The sequence below is a fragment of the Candidatus Jidaibacter acanthamoeba genome, from assembly GCF_000815465.1.
Taxonomy (GTDB): domain Bacteria; phylum Pseudomonadota; class Alphaproteobacteria; order Rickettsiales; family Midichloriaceae; genus Jidaibacter; species Jidaibacter acanthamoebae.
Window position 1 is genome coordinate 178,954 of the sequence record NZ_JSWE01000058.1, and the last position, 22,937, is coordinate 201,890.

At 35.1% G+C, this 22,937-nt stretch carries 19 protein-coding genes and 2 tRNA genes; 12 read left to right on the forward strand and 9 right to left on the reverse strand.

The features are described 5' to 3' along the window. Positions 1–66: 66 nt before the first annotated feature. Genes NF27_RS02205 through NF27_RS02215 form a run of 4 tightly spaced genes read right to left on the reverse strand, consistent with a single transcriptional unit; the run spans position 67 to position 7,143 of the window. Positions 67–2,940 carry a DUF2339 domain-containing protein gene (locus tag NF27_RS02205; protein WP_161791770.1) on the reverse strand — a complete coding sequence of 958 codons (2,874 nt, stop codon included), beginning with the start codon at positions 2,938–2,940 and terminating at the stop codon, positions 67–69. Positions 2,941–2,989: 49 nt separating this feature from the next. Further along, complete coding sequence (locus tag NF27_RS11020) at positions 2,990–3,391, reverse strand: GNAT family N-acetyltransferase (protein ID WP_053332499.1); 402 nt, start codon at positions 3,389–3,391, stop codon at positions 2,990–2,992. Positions 3,392–3,447: 56 nt separating this feature from the next. Next, on the reverse strand, positions 3,448–3,663 hold the full coding sequence (locus NF27_RS11025) for a hypothetical protein (RefSeq protein ID WP_053332500.1): 216 nt from the start codon (positions 3,661–3,663) through the stop codon (positions 3,448–3,450). A 15-nt stretch (positions 3,664–3,678) separates the two neighbouring features. Beyond that, the gene (locus tag NF27_RS02215; RefSeq protein WP_039455293.1) at positions 3,679–7,143 is read right to left on the reverse strand and encodes an acyl-[ACP]--phospholipid O-acyltransferase; all 3,465 of its coding nucleotides are present in this window, start codon (positions 7,141–7,143) and stop codon (positions 3,679–3,681) included. Positions 7,144–7,304: 161 nt separating this feature from the next. On the opposite strand from NF27_RS02215, the gene rpmF reads away from it, so the two are divergent. Genes rpmF through NF27_RS02230 form a run of 3 tightly spaced genes read left to right on the forward strand, consistent with a single transcriptional unit; the run spans position 7,305 to position 9,576 of the window. Beyond that, the gene (gene rpmF, locus NF27_RS02220; RefSeq protein WP_038539601.1) at positions 7,305–7,523 is read left to right on the forward strand and encodes a 50S ribosomal protein L32; all 219 of its coding nucleotides are present in this window, start codon (positions 7,305–7,307) and stop codon (positions 7,521–7,523) included. A gap of 17 nt (positions 7,524–7,540) precedes the next feature. Beyond that, the gene (gene plsX / locus NF27_RS02225; RefSeq protein WP_053332501.1) at positions 7,541–8,623 is read left to right on the forward strand and encodes a phosphate acyltransferase PlsX; all 1,083 of its coding nucleotides are present in this window, start codon (positions 7,541–7,543) and stop codon (positions 8,621–8,623) included. Further along, positions 8,620–9,576: a beta-ketoacyl-ACP synthase III gene (locus NF27_RS02230; RefSeq protein ID WP_039455296.1), complete on the forward strand. Its 957-nt coding sequence runs from the start codon at positions 8,620–8,622 to the stop codon at positions 9,574–9,576. Before plsX ends, NF27_RS02230 begins: the two co-directional genes overlap by 4 nt. Positions 9,577–9,705: 129 nt before the next feature. Here NF27_RS02230 and NF27_RS02235 read toward each other — a convergent pair whose 3' ends face one another. Then, complete coding sequence (locus tag NF27_RS02235) at positions 9,706–10,284, reverse strand: hypothetical protein (RefSeq protein WP_039455299.1); 579 nt, start codon at positions 10,282–10,284, stop codon at positions 9,706–9,708. 227 nt (positions 10,285–10,511) lie between these two features. Then, positions 10,512–13,673: an isoleucine--tRNA ligase gene (ileS, locus tag NF27_RS02240; RefSeq protein ID WP_039455302.1), complete on the reverse strand. Its 3,162-nt coding sequence runs from the start codon at positions 13,671–13,673 to the stop codon at positions 10,512–10,514. Between the two features lie 227 nt (positions 13,674–13,900). On the opposite strand from ileS, the gene NF27_RS02245 reads away from it, so the two are divergent. The 8 genes from NF27_RS02245 (at position 13,901) to NF27_RS02275 (ending at position 20,696) form a co-directional block, all read left to right on the forward strand. Continuing rightward, entirely contained in the window at positions 13,901–15,700 is a 1,800-nt protein-coding gene (locus NF27_RS02245; protein ID WP_039455304.1) for an ankyrin repeat domain-containing protein, read from the forward strand. A gap of 170 nt (positions 15,701–15,870) precedes the next feature. Next, on the forward strand, positions 15,871–17,811 hold the full coding sequence (locus NF27_RS02250) for an ankyrin repeat domain-containing protein (RefSeq protein ID WP_039455306.1): 1,941 nt from the start codon (positions 15,871–15,873) through the stop codon (positions 17,809–17,811). Between the two features lie 91 nt (positions 17,812–17,902). Further along, complete coding sequence (fsa, locus tag NF27_RS02255; protein WP_039455307.1) at positions 17,903–18,553, forward strand: fructose-6-phosphate aldolase; 651 nt, start codon at positions 17,903–17,905, stop codon at positions 18,551–18,553. Beyond that, complete coding sequence (locus tag NF27_RS02260) at positions 18,543–18,977, forward strand: flagellar basal body rod protein FlgB (protein ID WP_039455308.1); 435 nt, start codon at positions 18,543–18,545, stop codon at positions 18,975–18,977. Before fsa ends, NF27_RS02260 begins: the two co-directional genes overlap by 11 nt. A 24-nt stretch (positions 18,978–19,001) precedes the next feature. Further along, positions 19,002–19,469: a flagellar basal body rod protein FlgC gene (flgC, locus tag NF27_RS02265; protein ID WP_053332502.1), complete on the forward strand. Its 468-nt coding sequence runs from the start codon at positions 19,002–19,004 to the stop codon at positions 19,467–19,469. Between the two features lie 8 nt (positions 19,470–19,477). After that, positions 19,478–19,864 carry a flagellar hook-basal body complex protein FliE gene (locus NF27_RS11030; RefSeq protein ID WP_053332503.1) on the forward strand — a complete coding sequence of 129 codons (387 nt, stop codon included), beginning with the start codon at positions 19,478–19,480 and terminating at the stop codon, positions 19,862–19,864. A 178-nt stretch (positions 19,865–20,042) separates the two neighbouring features. After that, the gene (locus tag NF27_RS12265) at positions 20,043–20,180 is read left to right on the forward strand and encodes a hypothetical protein (protein ID WP_161791771.1); all 138 of its coding nucleotides are present in this window, start codon (positions 20,043–20,045) and stop codon (positions 20,178–20,180) included. 183 nt (positions 20,181–20,363) lie between these two features. Next, on the forward strand, positions 20,364–20,696 hold the full coding sequence (locus NF27_RS02275; RefSeq protein ID WP_039455309.1) for a hypothetical protein: 333 nt from the start codon (positions 20,364–20,366) through the stop codon (positions 20,694–20,696). An 820-nt stretch (positions 20,697–21,516) separates the two neighbouring features. Here the strand turns inward: NF27_RS02275 and NF27_RS02280 are convergent. From NF27_RS02280 to rplU, 3 genes are all read right to left on the reverse strand, one after another. Continuing rightward, positions 21,517–21,593, reverse strand: a tRNA-Ile gene (locus tag NF27_RS02280). A 9-nt stretch (positions 21,594–21,602) separates the two neighbouring features. Continuing rightward, a complete protein-coding gene (gene rpmA / locus NF27_RS02285) occupies positions 21,603–21,860 on the reverse strand; it encodes a 50S ribosomal protein L27 (protein ID WP_038539572.1) in 258 nt (85 codons plus the stop codon). A gap of 25 nt (positions 21,861–21,885) precedes the next feature. After that, a complete protein-coding gene (rplU, locus tag NF27_RS02290) occupies positions 21,886–22,185 on the reverse strand; it encodes a 50S ribosomal protein L21 (protein WP_038539569.1) in 300 nt (99 codons plus the stop codon). 161 nt (positions 22,186–22,346) lie between these two features. Here rplU and NF27_RS02295 point away from each other — a divergent pair. Next, positions 22,347–22,432 (forward strand) — tRNA-Leu (locus NF27_RS02295). Positions 22,433–22,937 lie beyond the last annotated feature (505 nt).

Here is a 22,937-nt window from a genome sequence, read left to right on the forward strand (position 1 = left end):
GTTACTCGAGCTAAACCCAAAATTATTTTAAAGTAAAAAATATTCTTAACCGGTTAATCCACGGGATTATAATCTTATATTCAAGGTCTCTTTTGCAGTGGTAAGTACAAATTTTGTATAAAACCAACTTAATCCGAGTAAACTAAACCCTAACCCGAAAAAGGAAAATACACGATATAACCCGGAAAGCTCGCCAGCATCATATAAAAATACCTTGCCGATTACGGCAACCATAACGATTAACGATGAAATTCTTATCATTCTATCATTTCGCATTGTGCCTAAAAACAATAATCCTAAGCCAAATATTAGCCATACTATGGAATAGGTATATATCTCCGTATTACTTGTTTGGAAGCCGTTCAGATATGAACCTTGGAAGAATTGACGTATGTTAAGTGTAACATATGTAAAGGCTAATATCATCATTAGTGCATAACCGTAGCTTATCCAACTATTTTTATTAACCAGCGGAAAATTATTAATAAAAGCGCGAATCCAAAAAATCGGCAAAGCATATACAATCAAGAGAGAATTTAAAATAGGCAATCCTCCGACGGACTGAGATGAATATAGGGGATTATATATGATCAGGTCATAACAACAAACTCTGAATACCGAAATAGCATAAAGTGTCAGGCCGCTTAAAATAAGTCCACGGCGGTTTTCATGTTTACCTAAAGATATACTTGCTAATCCGATAACGAGAAATATATTAGTTATTATTCCGCGCTCAAGAAAACCGGCAGCTTCGCTCAAGAAGCTTTGATCAGCAGTTTGGAATAGATAGCGAATCACACAATAACTTGTTAAGCTTAATAATGCTACAGTAGCTACGTCAAATACATTATTCAGTGCCCCGTCTTTCTCCTTAGGCAGCAGGTAATCGGTAATCAAAAAGCAAAGAGCCGGTAAACCTAAGTGTAATAACGGAGCTTCTGCAATAGCTTTACCTTGAATCGGCCAGGTAGAAAATAAGAGCTGACAAATAAATGAGGTTATTAGCATTAAGCCTAATATCTTAAATGTACGGCTTAAAAACCATATAAAAATACAAGCAGTAAGAGTTATTAGTCCGTAAGTATGTGAAAAGAAAGTTCCGACGTTATCAATATTTTTTAACTCATAAAATTGTGTATTAAATATATGATGGAAGTTTATTCTTCCTAATATGGTAAATATTTTCGGTATAATTAAAGCTCCGAAAATAAAAGCAAGTGTGGTAATAATATGTTTTAAAGCTTTAATGTTAGTTCGAGTATTAATCCAGGCAACAAACATCATTTGTAGTGCAATAGCAACATATAATGAATCATAACCGATAACGGCTGCAAAGCTTATGGAGATGAAAGCAGTACAAATTGCAGCGTATATTGCTGAAACATGTTCTTTATAAGGATGGTTTTCGGGTATCCTGCTTTGAACTTGTTTAAATATGAAAAAAGCAAGTAATGCTGTCAGTAAAGCTATACCGCCCCATAAATATGATACTTTCCCTGCGGAAAGATAAAAATTAATATTATAACAGCTTACGATATAATATCCGATACTGCTCACTGCAAACAGCAATCCCCATAGTCTCGGATCTCTGCTTTCCCATTGCAGAAAATAAGAACTACCCATGTAAATTAGGGAAAATAATAATATCATAAATATAAAATGGCCGGTCTGATCATAATTCCAAAACCACAATAAAGCGATACTGATTAAACATGATATAAAAGGAAATTTTCCGTAAAGTTTCTGGTTAAAATAAGCAAGGCAGATTGTGCCTAGCGATAGTAAGCTGAATAGCCCCCATTCCATTGCACTGAAATTACTATGCTTAGTAATAACCGCCATTAAACTTAAAGCTCCACCAATAGCAAAATAATTTAAAGCTGAAATTTTACTTCCGGATCTAATGTCAACAGCATCATGGCTATCATGCTCATCCTTTGATAAAGTAATAATGGTGCCGCTTATTGCAATTAAAAATATAGAGAGCCATATCGTATCAAAAGCCCTGACATAACCGGCAAACAACCAGAATATTACCCATAAGAAAGCGCAAAGTACTACCGGTGCTGCTAAAAACCACCAATTCTGTTTTTTAATCACTACCATCAGCCCTGTTAGCACAAAATATAAATATAAAAACATAACGGGAGTATCAATACCTTGAATACCTACCATTATCGGAGTTAAAAACCCGCCTACTAAACCTAAAATTGCAATCGGTGCTCCATGTCTTAATGATAAAATAATCGCAGTTAAGGTGACGATGGTCATACCTATAAGGCCGACAACCACGGGTATAAGATAATAAAGCGTGACAGCACTGAAAATGCATATATAAAGAGAAGCAATACCTGCGCCTGAACATGCTTGGGCTATACGTTTTCCATTGGCTAAATTAGTTTTATCTCTGACTATATGCCCGACATATAATAATCCGATACCAAAAAATATACCTAATATTACTCGCGTTGTAGGATTAACTAAGCCTACTTCAATAGAGTATTTTACCATATAAAAGACAGCAAGTATTAGTGCAATGCCTCCGATCCACACAGAAAGTTTAGTTCCAAACTTATGTTCAAAGCTTTCTTGCGGTTTTATCTTCTCATATACTTCTTCATTGCCTCGTACACCACTTGCTATATCCTTTGGCATTTCCTGATGCGATGTATTAAAAGATAATATATCTTCTTTTGATTGTTGCCGGGATGGAATGGTGCTTGCTTTGGTTTGCTCTGCATCCACATTTGTTAAAGATAGATTTTCTTTAAGAAGGGTTTTACCCTCTGCTTTTACCGGGTTAAAAACTCTTTGTAATTCATTTTTCAGAAAACTAATTTGTTTTTCTAAACTGTTAATTCTAAGATAGTTTAACCAAGTTACTATTATACTTATAACAATAATAATATGATATAAGCCCCAGTCTCCAATATATTTCATAATCATTCTCATCCCTTACTAATTAAATTGGTAACATTTTTTAATTTTTTTAGCAATCAATAGAAGTCTGTTTGCATAACTTATTTATCTTGCTAAGCTTATGTTTTATAAATATAAAGATAAAATCAGTTTGCCATTCGACTTTGTGTTTTTCTAAGCCATTTGTATTAAACATCACATAGCAGCGGCTAACTCTAAGTTCATCAGTGCTGGGCTTAGGAATTAACCCCTTAGCTTTACTTTCAAGCATAAAGCCTAACTTCTCTGCAATATATGCGCTTTTAACATTATCATCATCGCAAATAATAGCTATGCGCCTCAAGCCTAATTGGTGAAAACCATAAAAGATAAGTGCGGTTATAGCTTCAGAAATATAGCCGTTATTTTGATGTAGCTTATGGCAATAATAACCGATCCCTGCGGAAGGGATATTCCAGTTAATTTTATGCAAGCTGCAACCCCCGCTAAATTAATCATTATGAAAAATAAGGAAACGAAACGCTTTCTTTAAAATAAATTGAGTATAAAACTCGCAAGCATTTTTTCACTGTCAACCTCAGCCTTTACACTGCTCACCCATGGCAGCCATTCACCCAAATTATTTCTTGATTGCTCTATTAAATTGAAAATGATGCTACTGTCACCAGGCATTACAGGTCGCAAGATAAGTCGCTCGGTTTTTATCGGAAACGGTGTATTAATAAGAAACGGCTCTTTGATCATAGTTAAAACCTAATCTTATATACTCTTCAGCTTTTCTTTTAATGACATATAATCAATTTTCCCGGCGCCTAAGAGAGGCATTTCCTCAATATATATAACTGATTTAGGAATATATAACTCCGAATAACCTTCTTTGTTTAAAAAGCGAATAATATCCTCTTTTGCTGCCCCTTCCTTGTCGGTAAACAAAATAATGCTTTCGCCTTTTTTAGGGTCATCTATACTTAGTGTGCCGTGAAGGTTTTCAGGCCATAGTTTAGCTACTGTTTCTTCAACGGCTGCAAGTGAGACCATTTCTCCGCCGATCTTAGCAAATCGCTTAGCACGGCCTAGTATAGTCACATATTTATCTTCATCAACCGAGACTATATCTCCGGTATCATACCACCCTTCATATATTTCATCCTGAGTAACATGAGCAGGCTTTTGTATAACTCCGGGTTTTTCGGGCCTTAGGTAACCAAGCATTACATTAGGCCCATTGACAATAAGCTTCCCGCCCTTATTGATTCCTTCAACCGGCTCGAGCTTATAATTTATATTCGGCAGTATTCTACCTACAGTGCCGGGCTTATAATGCATCGGGCTATTAACCGAGATTGCCGGCGCAGTTTCCGTTGTACCATATCCTTCTAAAACTCTTATACCGAATTTTTCCTGCCAAATTTTTCTGGTTTCTTCCTTTAATTTTTCAGCTCCGGCAAAAACATACCTTATACTGAAGAAGTCATAGGGATGGGCATATTTAGCATATCCGGCTAAAAACGTATCGGTTGCAAAAAAGAAAGTTGCATTTACTCCGTAAACCATCTCGGGAATTATCCTGTAATGAAGAGGGGAGGGGTAAAAATAGGTGGATATACCATATAAGAGGGGTAAAATCATACCTGCCGTCAGACCGAATGAGTGGAATACCGGAAGGGCGCTAAAGAGTTTGTCGGATGATGTGAAATCTATCCTTGAGGAAAGCTGTTTTAAATTAGCAATTATATTTGAATGGCTTAAGACAACTCCTTTCGGCAATCCTTCGGAACCTGAAGTGAATAGCACAACCGCCGGATCATTAGCATGAGGCAGTTTTTTATACTTCTTCTTAGTAAAATAGTGCTGGTAGTAATAAAGCGGGAATAAAGCTTTTAAAATACCTTTAACTTTATGATAGAATTTTATTTCCTTACGTAAATCTTCTAAGTATACAATTTCTATATCATGTTGATTAATTTCATCAATCATATGCTCAAGGCTTGCTTTTTCTATAAATACTCTTGATGTATAAATAATTTTTATTTTAGCTGTTTTACAGCTGGAAATTAAGTTTTTAAGCCCGGTAGAAAAGTTAAGCATTGCAGGAACTCTGCCGTATAAAATGGTTGCAAAGAATGCTACTACAGTTCCAGCGGCATTAGGCAGCAAAAACCCGACATAATCTTTATAATTGGTTTTAGCTGCAATTCTTTTTCCTAAAACGAAGCTACCAGCACAGATTTTATTATAGGTGAGGGAGTTTTTATTAGAATCCTGAATAATTGTCGTATTGCCACCGAATTGCTCTTTAGCATGAACAAAACTTTCAAAAAGAGTTTGGGTATTTTTTGCTCCGCTAAACATCATTTCAGTCATAATATCATAAAGCCTATTGCCTATCTCATGCCTACGGTCCCTTCCCATAAGGTCATGAGCTGCGCTAAGCTTTTGCGGTTTTAAAATATGCATTCTGATCTTAGGGAATAACTTTAAGCGCAACTTACCATGCATACGGGAAAACACACTATACTGAGGGCCATCAAGCCTTATCGGAAGGAGCACTGCATCAGCTTTATCCGCTATCATACCCGGACCTTCATAAATCTTCATTAGAGACCCGGTGACTGTAATTCTGCCTTCAGGAAATATAACTACAGGCGTATTGGATTTTAACTTATCGATTAACGTTTTAGTTGCCATCGGATTTGAAGGGTCGACCGGAAAAGCGCGTAAAAAGGTAAGGAAAGGTTTTAGCCACCACTTACGGGCAATATATGTATCTATAGCAAAAATAAGCCTATCAGGCAGTAATGCACCGATCAAAATCGGATCAATAAAAGAAGCATGGTTTGCAATAATCAAAACTCTTTTTCCGGCTTTGTGGTAATTCTCCATTCCTTCAATTTCTACTCTATAAATAAGTTTTAATGCCATTTGGAAAAAGTTCTTAATTACGGTATCCGGTAAAATTTGGCAGATATAACTTGCGGTAAAGAAATTAGCTACCGCCAGAATAAATAGTAGTTGCGGCTCTGAAAGACCGATGGCAATCAGCGCCATAGTTATTGAGCTTGCAACTACCATAAAAAAAGAGCTCATGATATTACTTGCGGCAATTGCGCGCGAACGAAATTCTTTTTTAATTTCAAGTTGTAATAAGGCATAGAGGGGGACTATATATATTCCGCCCGAAACTGAAATCATAAAAATATCAATAAATGCTCTAATGCCGTCAACATTAGAAAGAAAATAATGGATGCCCCCAAGGTAATCTTTCTTCTCAAAAATGGTGGAAGTCCACCATAAATCAAGAAAGAAAAAGCTCATTACCATCATTGAAGTCGGCACATATTTAGTTGTAATTTCTTCTTTTAGAAGCTTATTACATAGCATGGATCCCACACCCGTTCCAAAAGAAAAGGCGGCAAGCAGAAGGGTAAACACAGATTCATCCCCTCCGAAAACCTCCTTAGTCAGGTTAGACATTTGAGAAATTAAAACGCTGCCGATTAGCCAAAACCAGGAAATACCTAGAATAGCCAAGAAGGCACGGCGGTGTTTACGGGTAAAAGTTATACACTCTTTAGTTTCTAAAATTAAGTTTGCGGAAAGTTTTATGCTCGGGTCGGATACGGTTGAATTTGGAATAAAGAGGGCAAAAACATATGATATAATAGCTGTGGCAAGGATTATAAAACAGATCAGATACACATCAAAGCTATCATGCGAGACAAAAAGTCCGCCGAAAGTAACTCCAAATAGTATAGCTACAAAAGTAGCGGCTTCAATAAGACCGTTTCCGAGTATAAGTTCACTTTTCTTTAAGCCTTCCGGGAGTATACTATACTTCACGGGACCGAATAATGCCGCTTCAACACCAGTTAAAAAAATAGAGAATAGCAAGATAAAATAACTGCCGGTAAGAAAGCCGACAACTGCAATTAGCGCGACTATAATATTAATTGCTTTAAGCCATACTATTAAACGGGATTTACGGAACTTATCCGCCAGTTTTCCGCCCGAAGCAGAGAAAATACAGAACGGCAAGACAAATAACGCCATGGAAAGCGTAATTAGAATTGATCTGCTTATCTCGGAGATTTCAGTAATATAATAAGTGACCAGGGTTGTAAAAGCCGTTCTTACGAAGTTATCACTAAAGGCAGACAAAAATTGACAGATGAAAATAGTCAGGAACCGTCTCTTGCTGAGTAATGAAGTAGTCGTTGAGGACATAAAAATAATTTTCTTATTATCTTTTCAAGGTATATACATTTATCACAAATTTACTTTATTAAAACATTTTAAATTAATCGACGTTCATTTATAAAAGTTCTGGATTTAATTATAAAGCTGTATTATAAAGCACACTAAAGAATAATTTAAAGTAATATATAATGGCAGTACCTAAGAAGAAAACTTCGACGTCAAGAAGAGATAAAAGAAGAGCTCATGATGCTTTGAAACCGATTAACGTTTCTTTTGATAAAAATACCGGTGAAGCAAAGCTTCCGCATCATATTTCTTTAAAAGACGGGATGTATAACGGCAAGCAAATCTTAATTAAAAGAGAAAAACCTACGGAAGATTCAGCAAGCGAAGCTGCTGAGGCATAAATTTATTTAATAATATTATGTCCCAAAGGATAGTTATAAGTTTAGATGCAATGGGAGGCGCGAATGCGCCTCGTGCCGTTATAGAAGGGGCAAGTATTGCTTTAAATAAAAATCCTAATCTTTATTTTAAGATTTTCGGTAACCAGCAGTTAATAGGCAATCTATTTGAGCAGTTTCCTATACTTAAAGAAAACTATGAATTCATTGAAACGGGAACTTATATCTCTGATGACGAGCAGCCGATTAAAGCGCTGAAAAACGGTGTTAACTCAAGTATGAGAAAAGCAATTGATGCAGTTAAGGAAAATGCTGCGGTAGCTTGCGTATCTTCCGGAAACACTGGCGCATTAATGGTGATGGCGAAGCTCGTGCTTGGAGAGCTTCCCGGTATAAAGCGGCCGGCGATTGTCGGAGTGGTTCCGAACCTAAACGGCGGCACTGTTATGCTGGATTTAGGTGCCAACGCCGAGTGTGATGAAACCAACTTGTTCCAATTTGCCTTAATGGGAGATTGTTTCGCTAAAATAATCCTGGATAAGAAAAGTCCAACTATCGGACTCTTAAATGTAGGTGTGGAGCAGATAAAAGGAAGAGAAATAGAAAAGAAAACTTATAATTTGCTTAAAAAATCCGGTCTTAATTTTATCGGCTATGTAGAAGGGCATGATTTAACTAAAGGTGTGGTTGATGTCGTGGTTACAGACGGGTTTTCAGGAAATATAGTTCTTAAAACTGCGGAAGGAACGGCAAGGTTGTTGATGCAAATCATGAAACAAGGATTCCAAAACAACTTATCATCTAAGATCGGCGGGTTATTGGCTAAAAAGTCATTGAAGGAAAGTTTCAAAAGTGTTGACCCGAATGTTAATAACGGGGCAATGTTCATCGGGGTAAACGGTATAGTTGTCAAAAGTCATGGCGGCGCTGAAGCTATCGGTTTTGCCAATGCTATCAACGTTGCTTATGATTTAGCTCAGCGCAATATCAACCAGGAAATCATAAAAGAGTTTGATATTCTGCAAGGTGAAATGAGTTTAGGTCAAAATATAGTTGAAAAAATTAAGAAAACTTCAGCAAGAATTTTAGGTATCGGTTCATGACTAACTGTGCAGTAGTTGGGGTAGGGGCATATTTACCTCAAAAAATTATTACCAATAATGATTTAGCGCAAAGCGTTGAAACTACCGATGAATGGATTGTAAGTCGTACGGGAATAAAAAAACGCCACATAGTTGAAGATGAACTTACCTCCGACCTTGCTGCAAAAGCAGTTTTGAGTGCTTTGGAGTATGCAAATTTGAGTCCTAATGACCTGGACGGCGTTATTGTAGCAACTGCAACACCTGATCTCATTTTTCCTTCTACAGCAACAAGCGTTCAGCATAAAATAGGTATGCAGAAAGGATTCGCTTTTGACATTAGCGCAGTGTGCAGCGGGTTTATATATGCTCTATCAGTTGCTGACTCAATGATTAAAGCAGGTAACCTTAAACGTATAGCAGTAGTCGGAGCAGAAGTACTTTCAAAAATAGTTGATTGGAAAGATAGGTCAACTTGTGTGTTGTTCGGTGACGGAGCAGGGGCGGTCATACTCGAAGTGACCAAGGAAAAAAATAGAGGAATATTAGGAACCGAGATTCATTCGGATGGAAGCTTAGTCGATATTTTGAAAGTAAACGGTGGAGTTGTAAAAGGTAATCCTGAAGCAAAGATTGAGATGAACGGTAGGGAAGTATTTAAAAATGCAGTTGAGAAAATGTCTTCGAGTGCGACTAACTTACTTAAGACTCATCAAGTAGATTTTTCTGATATTGATTGGATACTTACTCATCAAGCTAATTATCGCATTATGCAAACAGTAGCACAAAAGTTAGGTATAGCAGAAGATAAAGTGATTATGACGATTGATCAGCATGCAAATACCTCTGCTGCTTCTATTCCTCTTGCTTTGAATGTATATGTGAAAACCGGAAGGGTTAAGAAGGGGGATCTTATATTAATGACTGCAGTCGGTGCCGGGCTCACTTGGGGAAGCGCATTGCTTAAGCTTTAGTTCAGTTAAATAAACTTTTACAGCTGTTAGTACTTTTAAATTTTTATAATTTAATTTTTTGAATGTAGAGACAGGGCTAAGAATTAGTTAATAAACGAAATATTTCAGCCCTGTTTTTCACTAACTTGTTTATGCTCTTCCTTGCGATATTTCTGATAATATAGCTTTTTGAGCCTTATAAGCCTCAGCGAAGCTTTGAGACTTAAATCTATCTGTAATAATATTGAAATTTTTATCCTGCTCTTCTTCAATTTTATGAAAATCTTTAGAGCGTGAAGCTTCGTAGAAATTTTTTAATTTAGTATTTTTATCTTCAGATGAAGAATTTAGAAGAAATCTATGTAATTGAGTATGCGCTTCGTTATACTTTTTTAAGCTAGGATCACTATTCGGAAATAAGCAATTCGTTAGAACTGAAGAGCTTTCCCAGCTTTGCTTAATGAAGAAATTATATGCTTCTTCAAATTCTTCATATTTAACATGCTGGAATAGTTTTTTTATTACCTCTCTATCATTATCAAATTTTTGGCGTGATTCTTCTAAAATTTTATCAAAATCAACTACTCTGTTTGACATATCATCGAATTTTTTTTGATTTTTAGTAGGTTCCTTTGGAAATACATAGGAAGTAGGAAATAATCCTGAGCTTGAAATATATTCCAACCTCGGGTCTTTTAAAGCTTCATCTAGTCCAGGTGCTGTACGCATTGTTTTTACCATAATACAAATTTGCATTGGTAGTTTTATACATTATTTAATCAATAAGGTAAATAACCAGTAGTATACCTATGTTTAGTTTATTAAACAAAAAGTAAAGAATTTAAATTTATAAGATATTCACATTAATACTATTTATATTATTAAAAGTTATTAACTATGTTGTTTATAAGAATATAATTAAGTTATTAATTTACCTTAATTAACAACAATATTTCTCAGGAAAAATACCTGGCAAGTTTTAGACTAACTTTTATGCCTTCAAGCTCAGCTTCTTCCTCGTAAACCTGTTCTTCACTAAATTTATCAGAGCTAATTTCAACACATAAAGTTTGTTCTTTAATATATTGATCCCACATTTTAATAGCCTGGGTTATATTTTCATCATCTGAAACTAAGGATACCTTAATACGCTCGGTTATTTCCAGATTAGCGCTCTTTCGTGCCTGTTGAATTAACCTGACTATATCGCGCGCTATTCCTTCCAACCTTAATTTTTCGGTGATATTGAGATCTAATAATACAAGTGCATCATTGCTTGATAAAGCAGTGATTCTTCCCGCAAACTCAGCTTTGGGTTCTAACTTTAGCTCAAATTCCTCTTCTCTTAACTCCTCGCCGCCGATTATTACTTTCCCGTTTTCAAGTTTCCAGTCACCTTTCTTGTTGGCGCTGATAATATCTTTAACTTTTTCAGGTATTCTCTTGCCTACTACTGGGAATTTAATTTGTAATCTATAAGTTGCGTATTCGTTAATCTTAGATTTATCCACGCTATTCCAAGCCTTGACATTAATTTCATCCAATATTAAATGGCTGAGTTCTTCCGAAATCACATTTGCCGCTACTCCTATGAAGGTAACTTCGGCAAGCGGCTGCCTGACCCTAACTCCTGATTCGCTTCTGATATGAAGTGCAGCTGTGCAGGCATCACGCACTCTTTCCATATCTGAAATCAAATCTTCATCAGCTTGATATATCGCTTGATCCGGGAAGGTTTCCAGATGAACGCTACCCGTATTATTATTCAGCCCAAGATAGATTTCTTCGGTAATTAACGGTAATAGCGAAGAGACGGCACGGCAAATCAGATTTAAAACACTAAATAAAGTATTATAAGCATCTATTTTATCTTGGTCATGTTCCGATTTCCAGAACCTTTCTCTTGAACGTCTGATATACCAGTTATTAACAACTTCAAGCAGATTCTCAACAACTTTAGTTGCACTTGGAGTATCATATTCATCCATTGCCTTTTGAATTAGCCCTATACTTTTAAAGCATTTAGATAAAATATATTTATCCATTAAATTTTGCGAAGAAAGATCAAAGGTTGCTCTTAAATTATCGGCGTTCGCATAAAGCGTAAAAAAGTTATATGCATTCCATAAGGGTTTGATTGCAGCTCTTAAGCTTTCTTTCATACCTCGTGCATCTTTATCAATCACTACTTCCTGACCGCGCATGACGGTTGAAGAAACCATATACCAACGCATTGCATCCGAACCTAAAGTATCAAACACTTCATTAGGATCCACATAATTCTTAAGCCGTTTAGAAAGCTTTTGTCCCCCGTCTCCTAAAATTACTCCGTGACAAATGCAATTTAAAAATGCCGGCCTATCAAATAATGCGGTTGATAACACGGTTAACGTATAAAACCAGCCGCGTGTTTGGGCTAAGTATTCAACAATAAAATCAGCCGGGAAGTTATCCTCAAACCACTGCTTGTTTTCAAACGGGTAATGCACCTGAGCAAAAGGCATTGAACCACTTTCAAACCAACAATCAAGAACATCCGATACTCTTCTCATCAATGATTTACCGGTCGGGTCTTTCGGATTAGGCCTTGTAAGGGTATCAATAAACGGCCTATGTAAATCTTTTACTTCTACTCCGAATGCCTCTTCCAATTCTTTTATTGAACCGTAAACTTCAATATTAGGGTATTTCGGATCATCACTCTGCCAAACAGGAATCGGGCAACCCCAGAACCTGTTACGTGAAATAGACCAATCTCGTGCGTTTTCTATCCATTTGCCGAACAATCCATCCTTAATATGACCCGGGATCCAATTTATCTGCCGGTTATTCTTAACCATTTTATCTCTAATCGCCGTCACTTTTAAATACCATGAAGGAACGGCTTTATAAATAAGCGGTGTATCTGTACGCCAACAATGCGGATAGTTATGCAGATATTGTTCGGTTTTTATCCAATTACCTTGCTCTTTTAATGCTTTAATTACCTGGTCATTGGCATCAAAAACTTGCAGACCTAGGAAATCTTCCACCGGATGAGTAAACTTACCGCCGTTATCGACCGGACAAACAACTTTAATGTTATTTTGCTCACATAATATTTGGTCATCCTCACCGAAACCGGGCGCAATATGAACGATACCGGTTCCATCCTCTGTAGTTACAAAGCTACCGGCAAGAACTCTAAACGCGTTTTCATGATTGGCGAAATATTTGAATAAAGGTTCGTATTGTAAGCCGACTAATTCTTTACCTTTGATCTCTAAAACAACGTTATTACCTAACTCTTTCTCGTATTTATGTAGTAAAGTGGAAGCAATAATATAATGTTCTCCGGCTTTCTCTACGCAGGAATAATCAATATCTTCTCCGACTGCCGCGGCTAAGTTTGAAGGTAAAGTCCAGGGAGTCGTCGTCCAAATTACAAGCTTGCATGATTTTCCGCTTAGTTTTCGGGGTACACTTTTAAGTTTTAGTGTTACCGTAATTGCTTTACTGCTCTTTTCCCTATATGAGTTATCCATCCTGGTTTCAAAATCCGAAACCGGTGTTTCACATGCCCATGAATAAGGTAAGACACGTTGAGATTCATATAATAACCCTTTGTCGTAAAGTGCTTTAAAAGCCCACAATACACTTTCCATGAAATTAATATCCATGGTTTTATAATCATTTTCAAAATCAACCCAGCGAGCTTGCCTAGTTACGTATGCTTCCCATTCTTTAGTATATTTAAGTACTGACTTTCTACAATAGTCATTAAATTTATCTATCCCGTATTCTTCAATAGCAATTCTTCCGCTGATACCTAGCTCTTTCTCAGCACCCATTTCAGCAGGCAACCCATGACAATCCCATCCAAATCTACGCTCAACTTTTTTCCCGCGCGTCGTCTGGTAACGAGCAAAAATATCTTTGATAAATCCGGTAAGCAAATGGCCGTAATGCGGTAATCCGTTAGCAAACGGAGGGCCATCATAAAATATAAAATCTTTATCCCCTTTAACTGATTTTTTGAAAGTATCTTCCTCCTTCCATTTTTCAATAATCTTCTCTTCAAGAGTAGGGAAATGAGGATTGGGATTAACTTCAGGATAATGCACAGGGTTATTTGTCATACTTTTCTTGGTATTTGGCAATTAATATATAATGCAATATATCTTAAGAGGTTGGTATGGTCAATAATCTTAGGCACGTACATTTTAATATTAAAATATTTGACGTTTAGTATTAATTATAGTTCTTATAACAAGTTCATTACTTATTATAGTAGTTTAGTAACTCAATATACACATCATTTATAGGCATATATTTTAGGGAATTTATTTTTAAAGGAAGAAATAAGATGGTTTTGAGCGAGCTCGAAAGTTGTGACTTAAAGAAAATATTTGAAAATGATTCGTTTAAGATGTGTCGAATCAAAGATGCTTTTACGGATAAAATATATTATTATGTTGTAAATTTACAGCAGGCTCCGGATACAAAAAATTTAGAAAAAATTTTTGAAAAATTTATTAACACAAAAGAACCTGTAGCCAAGGTCAGTTGTAACTCCGTTTTAAAATTAAACTCTAAAGAGCTGGTTATTTTTATAGATGTTTCTCCGCAATCAATAAGAGAAAAAGTATTAAACGATAAAACGGATTATCCTTATACAGTAAGTTTTAAGATCGCTAAATATCATGCTTATATAAGTATAAAAGAAAAAGCTACTGGTATTTCCGTTGATTTCGGTTTGGCACCTAAGGTTTACGGAAAGATGTTCGGTGAATCATATATCAGAAATGAAACTTTTTATGATAAAAAACATTTTAAAAAAAGAAAAACGGAAGGATTCGGGCAGGAAGACCTGGATGAGATATTTGAGAGAGAAGCACGTGAGCACATCAGTGACTGGGCATCAATGGAAATCGAAATTGACGTTACTGCGGAACAAATCAAAAAAGTAGAAATTTTCTTACGTAAAATAAGCAAGCGATTTTATAATGAAGAATATATTTTAATCGGAAAAAATTGCGTGGATTTTGCAAATAAAATTTTTAATATCCTGTTCGGAAAGGGAAGTTTTATGGAATACTGTATGGATGACAGTTTGGAATTACAGGATAAAGGAGTGTTATATGCTTTTCTTTCGGCATACCCTAAAACTGCACCGAAGTTTATACCTCAGATACTGAATGCCTTGACTACTCTTAAATTTGAAAAAAATTTACTGGAATTATTGAACGATGGTCACTTAAGTATTAACACTTATTCGGATCGAGTTTTATTGAACGCACTAGATTCCATGGCGGAAAAATTTATTGGAAAGAAAGGATTTAAATTACTAAACGATGCTTTCTTTAATCATATAAAGTGCTTTGATGATAGTGTGAATACTAAGCTTCATGTAGCGGCATACAATAGCAATCAGGAATTATTTGACTGCTTTTCTGCAACTTACTTATCAACTCATAAAAATAGTGTCAATTGTCTGGGCGAAAGCCCGCTGCACATCGCAGCCGCCAAGAGTTATTTATTTACCGAAAAACTTTTGAAAATAGGAGCAAACCCTAATCTTCCTAATGCTAAAGGGTTAACTCCGCTTCATATTGCCGTTGCTTCCAAACTCGATAAAGAAGAAAAATATAAAATAGTTGAAGCTTTATTAAATGCGGGAGCTAATCCTAACTATCTTGATGTCACGGGTTACGTTAATGTTTTGGTTGAAGCGGTTAAGACCGATGATGTTAAATTATTTCAATTAGTTCTTAACGCGTGTTATAACAGAGAAAATTTAAGAGATTTCATATTTTCCAAAGAGTATGGATATAATTTCGGAATTGACTTTACTAATCCTGACGGAAAAAACCTTGCTCGTATTGCTGTTGATAAGAATAAAACGGAAATGATAAGATATTTTAAAATAAATCATTATAAACTTTTCGGGCAAAAAGCCGATGACGGCCATACTCCAAAGGAATTTGAGCAGAAACTGGAAGATTGGGTTGGGGGTGAATTAAAATACCCTTTTCAAATAGAAAATTTTCCATTTAAATCTAATCAAGAGTCAGATGATATGGAAAAAAGCAGTTTTGAAGAACAATATGCTGAAATAATTATGTATTTCTCTTTTTTTAATAATTATGTGTATTTTATGGAATAATTATATACAATATTAAGTATAGTTAATCCAGCTGACAAACAAGCAGCAAATTAAGATAAACTGTTTATAGCTTACGTTAGTATAGTAATACATAATTATTTAAATTGACGAGTTGTAACAAATTTATTAATTATCGAATTAGTATTGTATTTAATAAGTATTAGAAATTTATGGCTCTTGATTTAATCACCGCACAAAATAGATATTTTATTCATAGGACGGAGGCTCTTAAATTAGAGGTGCTGAAAAATTCAAATATCAGAATATATGATATAGATGATGAAATAACCGGTACAAAAAATCATTATGTTATCGGGCTTAAAGATAGTCCTTCTCTAAATATAGAGGAAGAACAAACCTTAAAGCTGTTCTTAGAAGGTAAAACAGAGCCTGTCGTTAATGACGGATATAACTCAATGATTAAATTAGATTCAGGTGAATTGGTAATCTTTAGAGATACTCCTTCCGATATAGTGCGAAAAGTATTAAATGATACAACTGAATATCCTTATCTCATGAGCTTTAGAATTGTTAAAATGCATCATTATATCAGTATACAGGAAAAAGAAACCGGTGTTTCATATGAATTCGGTGTTGCCCCAAAAACATATAATAGTATTTTTAGTACACCTTATATCAGAAATGATACCCTTTATAATTTAAGACATTTTAAAGAAAAAAAGTATCCTAAAAATATATCTCAAGAACATGGAAAAATTTTTGAGACTCTTTATTCTAAAGATATTCTTGATTCTGCATCAATATCAATTAATTTTGATTTAACAGCTAAACAAGTTCAAGATTTCGAAATATTTTTAAGGGGGGAAAATAGCAAATTATCTAAAGAATGGTATATACATTTTAATTTTTATTTTCTATTTAGTAATAATTGTTCTGATTTCGCTAGTAAAATTTATAAAAAATTATTTGGCAATGGTCATTTTGGTGAATATATTACTTCTGAAAACTTGGATTTTAATGATAAAGGAGTATTGTATACATTTATTTCTTCACGTCCGAATAAAGTTTTTCAGTTTCCTTCAAAAATTATGGACGGTTTGTCTGATACAGCTTTTGATAGAAGCTGTTCGGAAATATTAAACGAGATAGTATTAAGTTGGAGAGGGAGCTCATTATCTCAACTCTTGGATAATGTATCGAATGCTATAAATAAGACTTTTTATATAGAAAATATTTCCGAGTTTTTAAGTAACACATTTTTAAAGTTTGGTAGCTATCTTGGTAACAGAGATGTCCAATATTTCCTTTATACCCGTGTCGGAAAATATAAATATGCTTATGACGAAAGCTTCTATGGTAATACTAAATTGCATGTTGCTGCATATAACAATGATTTATATTATCTTGAGCAGCTTCCGGAAAAAGAGTTCTTTGTTATTGATGTAGTTAACCAATTTGGGGATAGCCCGCTACATATTGCAGTAAAAAAAAGTTATGAGTTCGCTTTAAAATTATTGGAAAAAGGAGCTAATCCTAATACTCTGAATAACAAAGGTGATACTCCGCTGCAGTACGCTATATCTTCTAATTGGGATAAAGAAAAAAAGCATAACTTAGTCGAGCTTTTGCTCGAAAAAGATGCTAATCCTAATCTTGTTGATCACACCGGTGATTCCAACGCTTTAGTTGAAGCGGTTAAAGCTAATTGTAGCGTAGAGCTTTTTAAATTAATTTTAAGTTATTGTAATAAACCTGTTAATATATTAGAAGATATTTCCAGTATAGGAATTAACTTTACTGATACTCAAGGAAAAAATTTAGCACGCATTGCAGTTGAGAAAAAAAATGAACAAGTTAAATCATTTCTTAAGGAAAATTATAATTATTTGTTTAGACAGAAAACCGTTGATGGACAAACCGTAGAAGAGTATGAGGCAAGGATGGAGAATTGGGATAGGGGAGAACTTAAATATCCATATGAACGGATATTTTTTCCTTTTAAGTATAATCAGAAAACCTATGATGTTCACAAGAAGAAAACTATAAAGCAGCAAAACCCCACATATGAGCCTACTTCTTCTTATAGCGAAGAAGAAAACTATTGTGTCAAAGAAAATATTTACGAGAATTATGAGTATATTTGGATATAAAAAAAGAATCGAATAAGAGCATAGTTCATGCGGCAGTTGCTTTTTTCATAATTTTCATTATCGTATAATTAAAGAATATAAAAATATACATATGAAATTTTTTATTGACAGCTGTGATATAAAGGAAATTGAAGCCTTACATGAATTGGGATTGGTCGATGGGGTGACTACCAACCCGTCACTAGTTGCAAAAACAGGAAGAATCTTTTCCGAAGTTTTAAGAGAAATTTGTAACATTGTTAAAACTTCGGTTAGTGCCGAAGTAATATCCACCGACTATTCGGGAATGATGAAAGAGGCTGAAGAGCTGCTGAAGATAGGCAATCACATTACTATTAAAGTTCCGCTTACCTGGGATGGCTTAAAAGCTTGTAAAACATTAACCGATGATGGGCATATGGTTAACGTTACGCTTTGTTTTTCTTTAGCCCAAGCATTGCTTGCGGCGAAAGCAGGTGCAACTTATATATCTCCTTTTGTCGGTAGACTCGATGATATCGGGCAATGCGGTATGAATCTGATTGCCGAAATTTGTGAAGCTTTCCAACATTACCCTAACATCACTACCCAAATATTAGTTGCCTCGGTCAGAAGCCCGCAACATATCATAGATGCTGCAAGGATGGGAGCTGATATTGTGACCGCCCCGCCGCAGATAATTAAACAGATGTTTAACCACCCTTTAACTGATAAAGGCTTAGATATCTTTTTAAATGATTGGAAACAGGCTTATGAAAAATAGGATTTTCTCACTCATTTTTATAAGTTCATTATCAGTTGTAAGTACAGCGGTTGCAAAGGATAACCTTAATGATCTGACGGCTTATATGAAATATTTAACTGAGAGAGATACGGTTCTAGCGCAAAATATCGCGAACGCGGATACACCGGGATTCAAACCTAAAGATTTATCGGATTATAGCCAGAACTCTTTGCAAGGAATGAAGCTTACAATTACGAATTCAAAACATTTAAGCTTAGAAGGAGAATCTAAGTTCCATGTTATGAACAGTGAAATACTTGAGTTAAAACCTAATGGAAATGCTGTAACTATTGAACATGAGCTGCAAAAGAAGAGCGAAAATGCAGTTAAACTGCAGGAAATAGCAAATATATACAGTAAATCCAAAGGTATGTTGAAAACTGCAATTACGGGGCACAATTAACCATATATGAAGTGGGGGAGGGGGATGCTGAAATTTTTTGCTTTATTTAATATATTAGCTATTACTTCATATGCCGGTGAAGGAGATAGCCTTAGTTCTGCGATTGCTATATCTGCAGCCGGAATGCGTGCTCAAAACGAGCGGCTTAAAATTATTACTCAGAATATTGCAAACAGTGAAGTAACGGGCGCTAATCCGAATGAGGATCCATACCGCAGAAAGCAAATAATTTTCAAAAATGTATATAATGATAACTTAAAAGCAGTAACGGTAAAAGTTGATCGAATTACTCCCGATAAATCCGATTTTATTTTAAAATATGAACCTAACCATCCTGCAGCCGATGCAAACGGGTACGTGAAATATCCTAATATAAATAACGTAATCGAATCCGTTGATGCTAAAGAAGCGCAACGGACTTTTGAAGCAAATTTAAGCGCTATGGAAATAGCAAGAGCAAATCAATCTAAAATAATTGACCTGATGAGGTAAATAATAAAATGCCTACAAGTAAAATTTCAACTAATCATTTTAATAAGGCGGTCAATGCTTATAATAAAGCATTGACTAATAATAAGGCAATTGCCCCGAGCAAAGAACAACAGCAGATAGCACAGCCGCTTAACGTGCTTAGAGCCGGGGATGTCATTGATGTTGTGAGCAAGCAATCGGCGAGCTTTTCCGGTTTAGTAAGTGAAATAGTAGCTCCTCAGATAAAAAAGATTCAGGAAGGTGAGAAAAAATCTACAAAAGTTATAAATTCCAAAGAAGATTTAGTTGAAGTTGCGGCAGCAATAAACAGTGCCGGAACTGCTTTAGATATTATAGTTACCGTTCGTGATAAATTTATAAATGCCTATCAGGAAATTTTAAAAATGCCTTTATAGGGGTATAGCTAAAACACCTATTTAAGTAATAACTGCTTTTCTTATAACGCACTATGCCGTGCATTATTTCTCTAATTCAACGAAAAACAGACTATAATAAATATAGGTATATTTTTATTCAATTTCTTCTCATTTACTAAGAACAAAGTATATAAAAAAACATATTAGGAGAAAACCTATGACCGCTTGGAAAGATATATTAAAACCTATTATTATGTTTTCCAGCCATTCCGATCCGATTGCACCCAAGTTGATTATAAATGAGCTCAGTACTCTATACGATAAAGGATATAAAGTAATCTGTTTTAGAGCTTGATAAGCAGAAACTCGTACATTCTTTTTTAAATCAGTTAAAGACTTTAGAGAAAGCGATTGAAAAAGAGGGAGCAGTACGAGATTTAATCCGGCATTAAAAAACCTTATCATAGAAGGCTGTAAAATTGGGTTTAAATTTGCTAATATAGATCCGCAGTCCTTAAATGATGCTTTGCAGGATATTATGAATAATGATGCCGAAGCTTTTGAGTTTAAATTGAATCCGAGAGATACGTTTATGTCGTGGGAGAATATAAAATATGCGTATAAATATCAAGGAGGGGTTATAGGCTTATTCGGGCACATGCATCATGAACTGGAATCCTTAATTGAACAGCAATTGCAAAGTAAAGCTGAATATCAGAATATTAAGCCTGTATATATACTTCCAAGGGATCCGGCTACTATTGAATATTTTGAGACTGAAATAGCAAACAATGACAGAGATTTAATAACTTATTATTCATACCATAAAGAAATAATGAAGATTTATTTCCGCCTTATGGTATTCATGTAATGGATGAAAGTGCGGATAATCTTGAAAATAAACATCCGATACAAGATTTATTGGATGGCAGCTATTATGATAGCAGGCAATACCATACTGAGCTATAAAGATATAGTTTTAGAGTAAAGTAAAACCGGTCAAATTAAAGTTAATACCGGCTTATCTTAAAAACAACATTCTGCAAAATAATAATATAGCGTATTAAGAGTTGAATATACTACATACATGGAGCATAGTTGAACTATAAAAAATTAAACTAAGTTTGCGCATAAATGACTATGTCATTTATAAAACGCACGTGCCATAAATGGCGGCAAGGCACGCGCTTCTTGCTATTCTTATTATCTGAATTTTCAGTTGTAGGCTATATAGTCATATTAAACTTAACTTATTGTATTTGAATAAACGCGTTAGATATTCAACTTAATTTACTGTAAATTTTGGTATTACCGTAGCTTATCAGAATAATTAGGAGTAAAAAATTATTTCTTATGCTGAACTCGGATATTTTTTTATATTATTTCTTTATAACCTAAAGCTTACGGCAATAGTAAAGTCCGGTATTCTTAATTAATAACAGCTTTTAAGAGCATGGGATAAGAAAGTAATACCACAATTAAGTTAAAATATAGTTAAATAAGATGCAGTGAATCAAGGAGGAAAAGGAAGATGAAACAATTTAATTTTTAACTGCCGAATCAGCAAGAGATGCTATAGAAAGATATTTATTAATATAAAAAGGAATGTTGTTTGAAAGCTTATAAAATACTTATTTATAGGTTTTAGAAAAATTTAATTTCTTAAATTAGTTATAATCATTATTTTATAATGGTGGGTCTGGGAGGAGTTGAACCTCCGACCTCACGCTTATCAGGCGTGCGCTCTAACCACCTGAGCTACAGACCCATTACCATCTTATTCAGATGGAGTGATTGAAATGAAAATTCTGTTTTTTACTTTACGACAGAACTCAACTCTACCCTCAGATAATGCAAAAAGCGTATGATCTCTTCCCATACCCACATTATCACCGGCATAAAACTTAGTACCTCTTTGTCTTACGATAATATTGCCCGGAATTACGTGCTCACCGCCGAATTTTTTAACTCCAAGTCTTCTACCTATGGAGTCTCTTCCGTTCCTACTACTACCACCGCCTTTTTTCGTTGCCATTTATTTATCTCCCTTAAATCCAGACTTAGGAAACTATCTCTTTGATCTTAAGCACAGTAATTAATTGTCTGTGCCCTTGCTTCCTACGATAGTTATGCCTACGTTTTTTCTTAAATACAATAATTTTATCAGTTTTTTTCTGCTCTAATACTTCCGCTTTTATCATAGCATTACTAAGAAGCGGGTCACCAATTTTATCACCAGCGGATAAAACTTTATCTAACTCAATTACTGAACCGACTTCACCTTGAAGTTGTTCAACTTTGATTACATCACCTACTTTAATATGATATTGCTTGCTTCCTGTCTCAATTACCGCAAACATACTTGCTTCCAAATTGTTCAATTGAGCTTACCTTTTACATTCTTCATCAATAAAAGTCAACTAGTATAAGTAGGATTTTTTCAATAACTGATAATATTATAGTATAATAAGTTTTTATTGTAATTAAGTTTGCTTTGATATAAAAAATAATACTTGTTTTGGCCCCTGTGGTGGAATGGTAGACGCGGTAGACTCAAAATCTATTGTCCTTCAGGACATGCTGGTTCAAGTCCGGCCAGGGGCACCACTTCGGAATCACCTTCCAAAAACTCCCTTAAAACCGAGAATGGGAGCGATATTGCGGCGGTTCTATACTTCCTGTTTCGATTATATGCGAGTGGATGCGTAAAAGTAGCTTTTAGCAGTCTTCTCTTACCTATTAGGTCGCCGCTTATCCGGTATTTGTGCGGGTTTGCAAGGAATTGAAAAGTGGTTCTAGCCAATTCTTCAAAGTTATCGTCAACCCGCCCGCAATTCTTAATTTTATCCTCAAGCATGATACGCTGTTCTTCAAGCAATTTGATCTGGCGCTCATAGCTTGTAACCAATATCGCGGTATGTGCCGCTATCCTTAATTCATTTTTCTTCCAAGGGAAACTCTGTAATTCAACATAATTTTTATTATAGTATTTTTCAGGGTATTAGTCCTTCTCTATCTAAAAAGGGTTGTGTCTCAGTTTATCCGGTAAGAGCATGTCACCCCCCCCCCCCCCCCCCCCCCCCCCCCCCGGTTGCAGCACAAATTGATATAA

Coding starts and splice junctions, on each gene's coding strand:
- rpmF (WP_038539601.1), top strand. CDS start 7,305: ATGGCAGTACCTAAGAAGAAAACTTCGACGTCAAGAAGAGATAAAAGA.
- NF27_RS02275 (WP_039455309.1), top strand. CDS start 20,364: ATGAATAATGATGCCGAAGCTTTTGAGTTTAAATTGAATCCGAGAGAT.
- NF27_RS02235 (WP_039455299.1), bottom strand. CDS start 10,284: ATGCGTACAGCACCTGGACTAGATGAAGCTTTAAAAGACCCGAGGTTG.
- rpmA (WP_038539572.1), bottom strand. CDS start 21,860: ATGGCAACGAAAAAAGGCGGTGGTAGTAGTAGGAACGGAAGAGACTCC.
- NF27_RS02205 (WP_161791770.1), bottom strand. CDS start 2,940: ATGAAATATATTGGAGACTGGGGCTTATATCATATTATTATTGTTATA.
- NF27_RS02245 (WP_039455304.1), top strand. CDS start 13,901: ATGGTTTTGAGCGAGCTCGAAAGTTGTGACTTAAAGAAAATATTTGAA.
- rplU (WP_038539569.1), bottom strand. CDS start 22,185: ATGTTTGCGGTAATTGAGACAGGAAGCAAGCAATATCATATTAAAGTA.
- NF27_RS02230 (WP_039455296.1), top strand. CDS start 8,620: ATGACTAACTGTGCAGTAGTTGGGGTAGGGGCATATTTACCTCAAAAA.
- NF27_RS11030 (WP_053332503.1), top strand. CDS start 19,478: ATGCCTACAAGTAAAATTTCAACTAATCATTTTAATAAGGCGGTCAAT.
- fsa (WP_039455307.1), top strand. CDS start 17,903: ATGAAATTTTTTATTGACAGCTGTGATATAAAGGAAATTGAAGCCTTA.
- flgC (WP_053332502.1), top strand. CDS start 19,002: ATGCTGAAATTTTTTGCTTTATTTAATATATTAGCTATTACTTCATAT.
- ileS (WP_039455302.1), bottom strand. CDS start 13,673: ATGACAAATAACCCTGTGCATTATCCTGAAGTTAATCCCAATCCTCAT.
- NF27_RS02250 (WP_039455306.1), top strand. CDS start 15,871: ATGGCTCTTGATTTAATCACCGCACAAAATAGATATTTTATTCATAGG.
- NF27_RS11025 (WP_053332500.1), bottom strand. CDS start 3,663: ATGATCAAAGAGCCGTTTCTTATTAATACACCGTTTCCGATAAAAACC.
- NF27_RS02260 (WP_039455308.1), top strand. CDS start 18,543: ATGAAAAATAGGATTTTCTCACTCATTTTTATAAGTTCATTATCAGTT.
- NF27_RS02215 (WP_039455293.1), bottom strand. CDS start 7,143: ATGTCCTCAACGACTACTTCATTACTCAGCAAGAGACGGTTCCTGACT.
- plsX (WP_053332501.1), top strand. CDS start 7,541: ATGTCCCAAAGGATAGTTATAAGTTTAGATGCAATGGGAGGCGCGAAT.
- NF27_RS12265 (WP_161791771.1), top strand. CDS start 20,043: ATGACCGCTTGGAAAGATATATTAAAACCTATTATTATGTTTTCCAGC.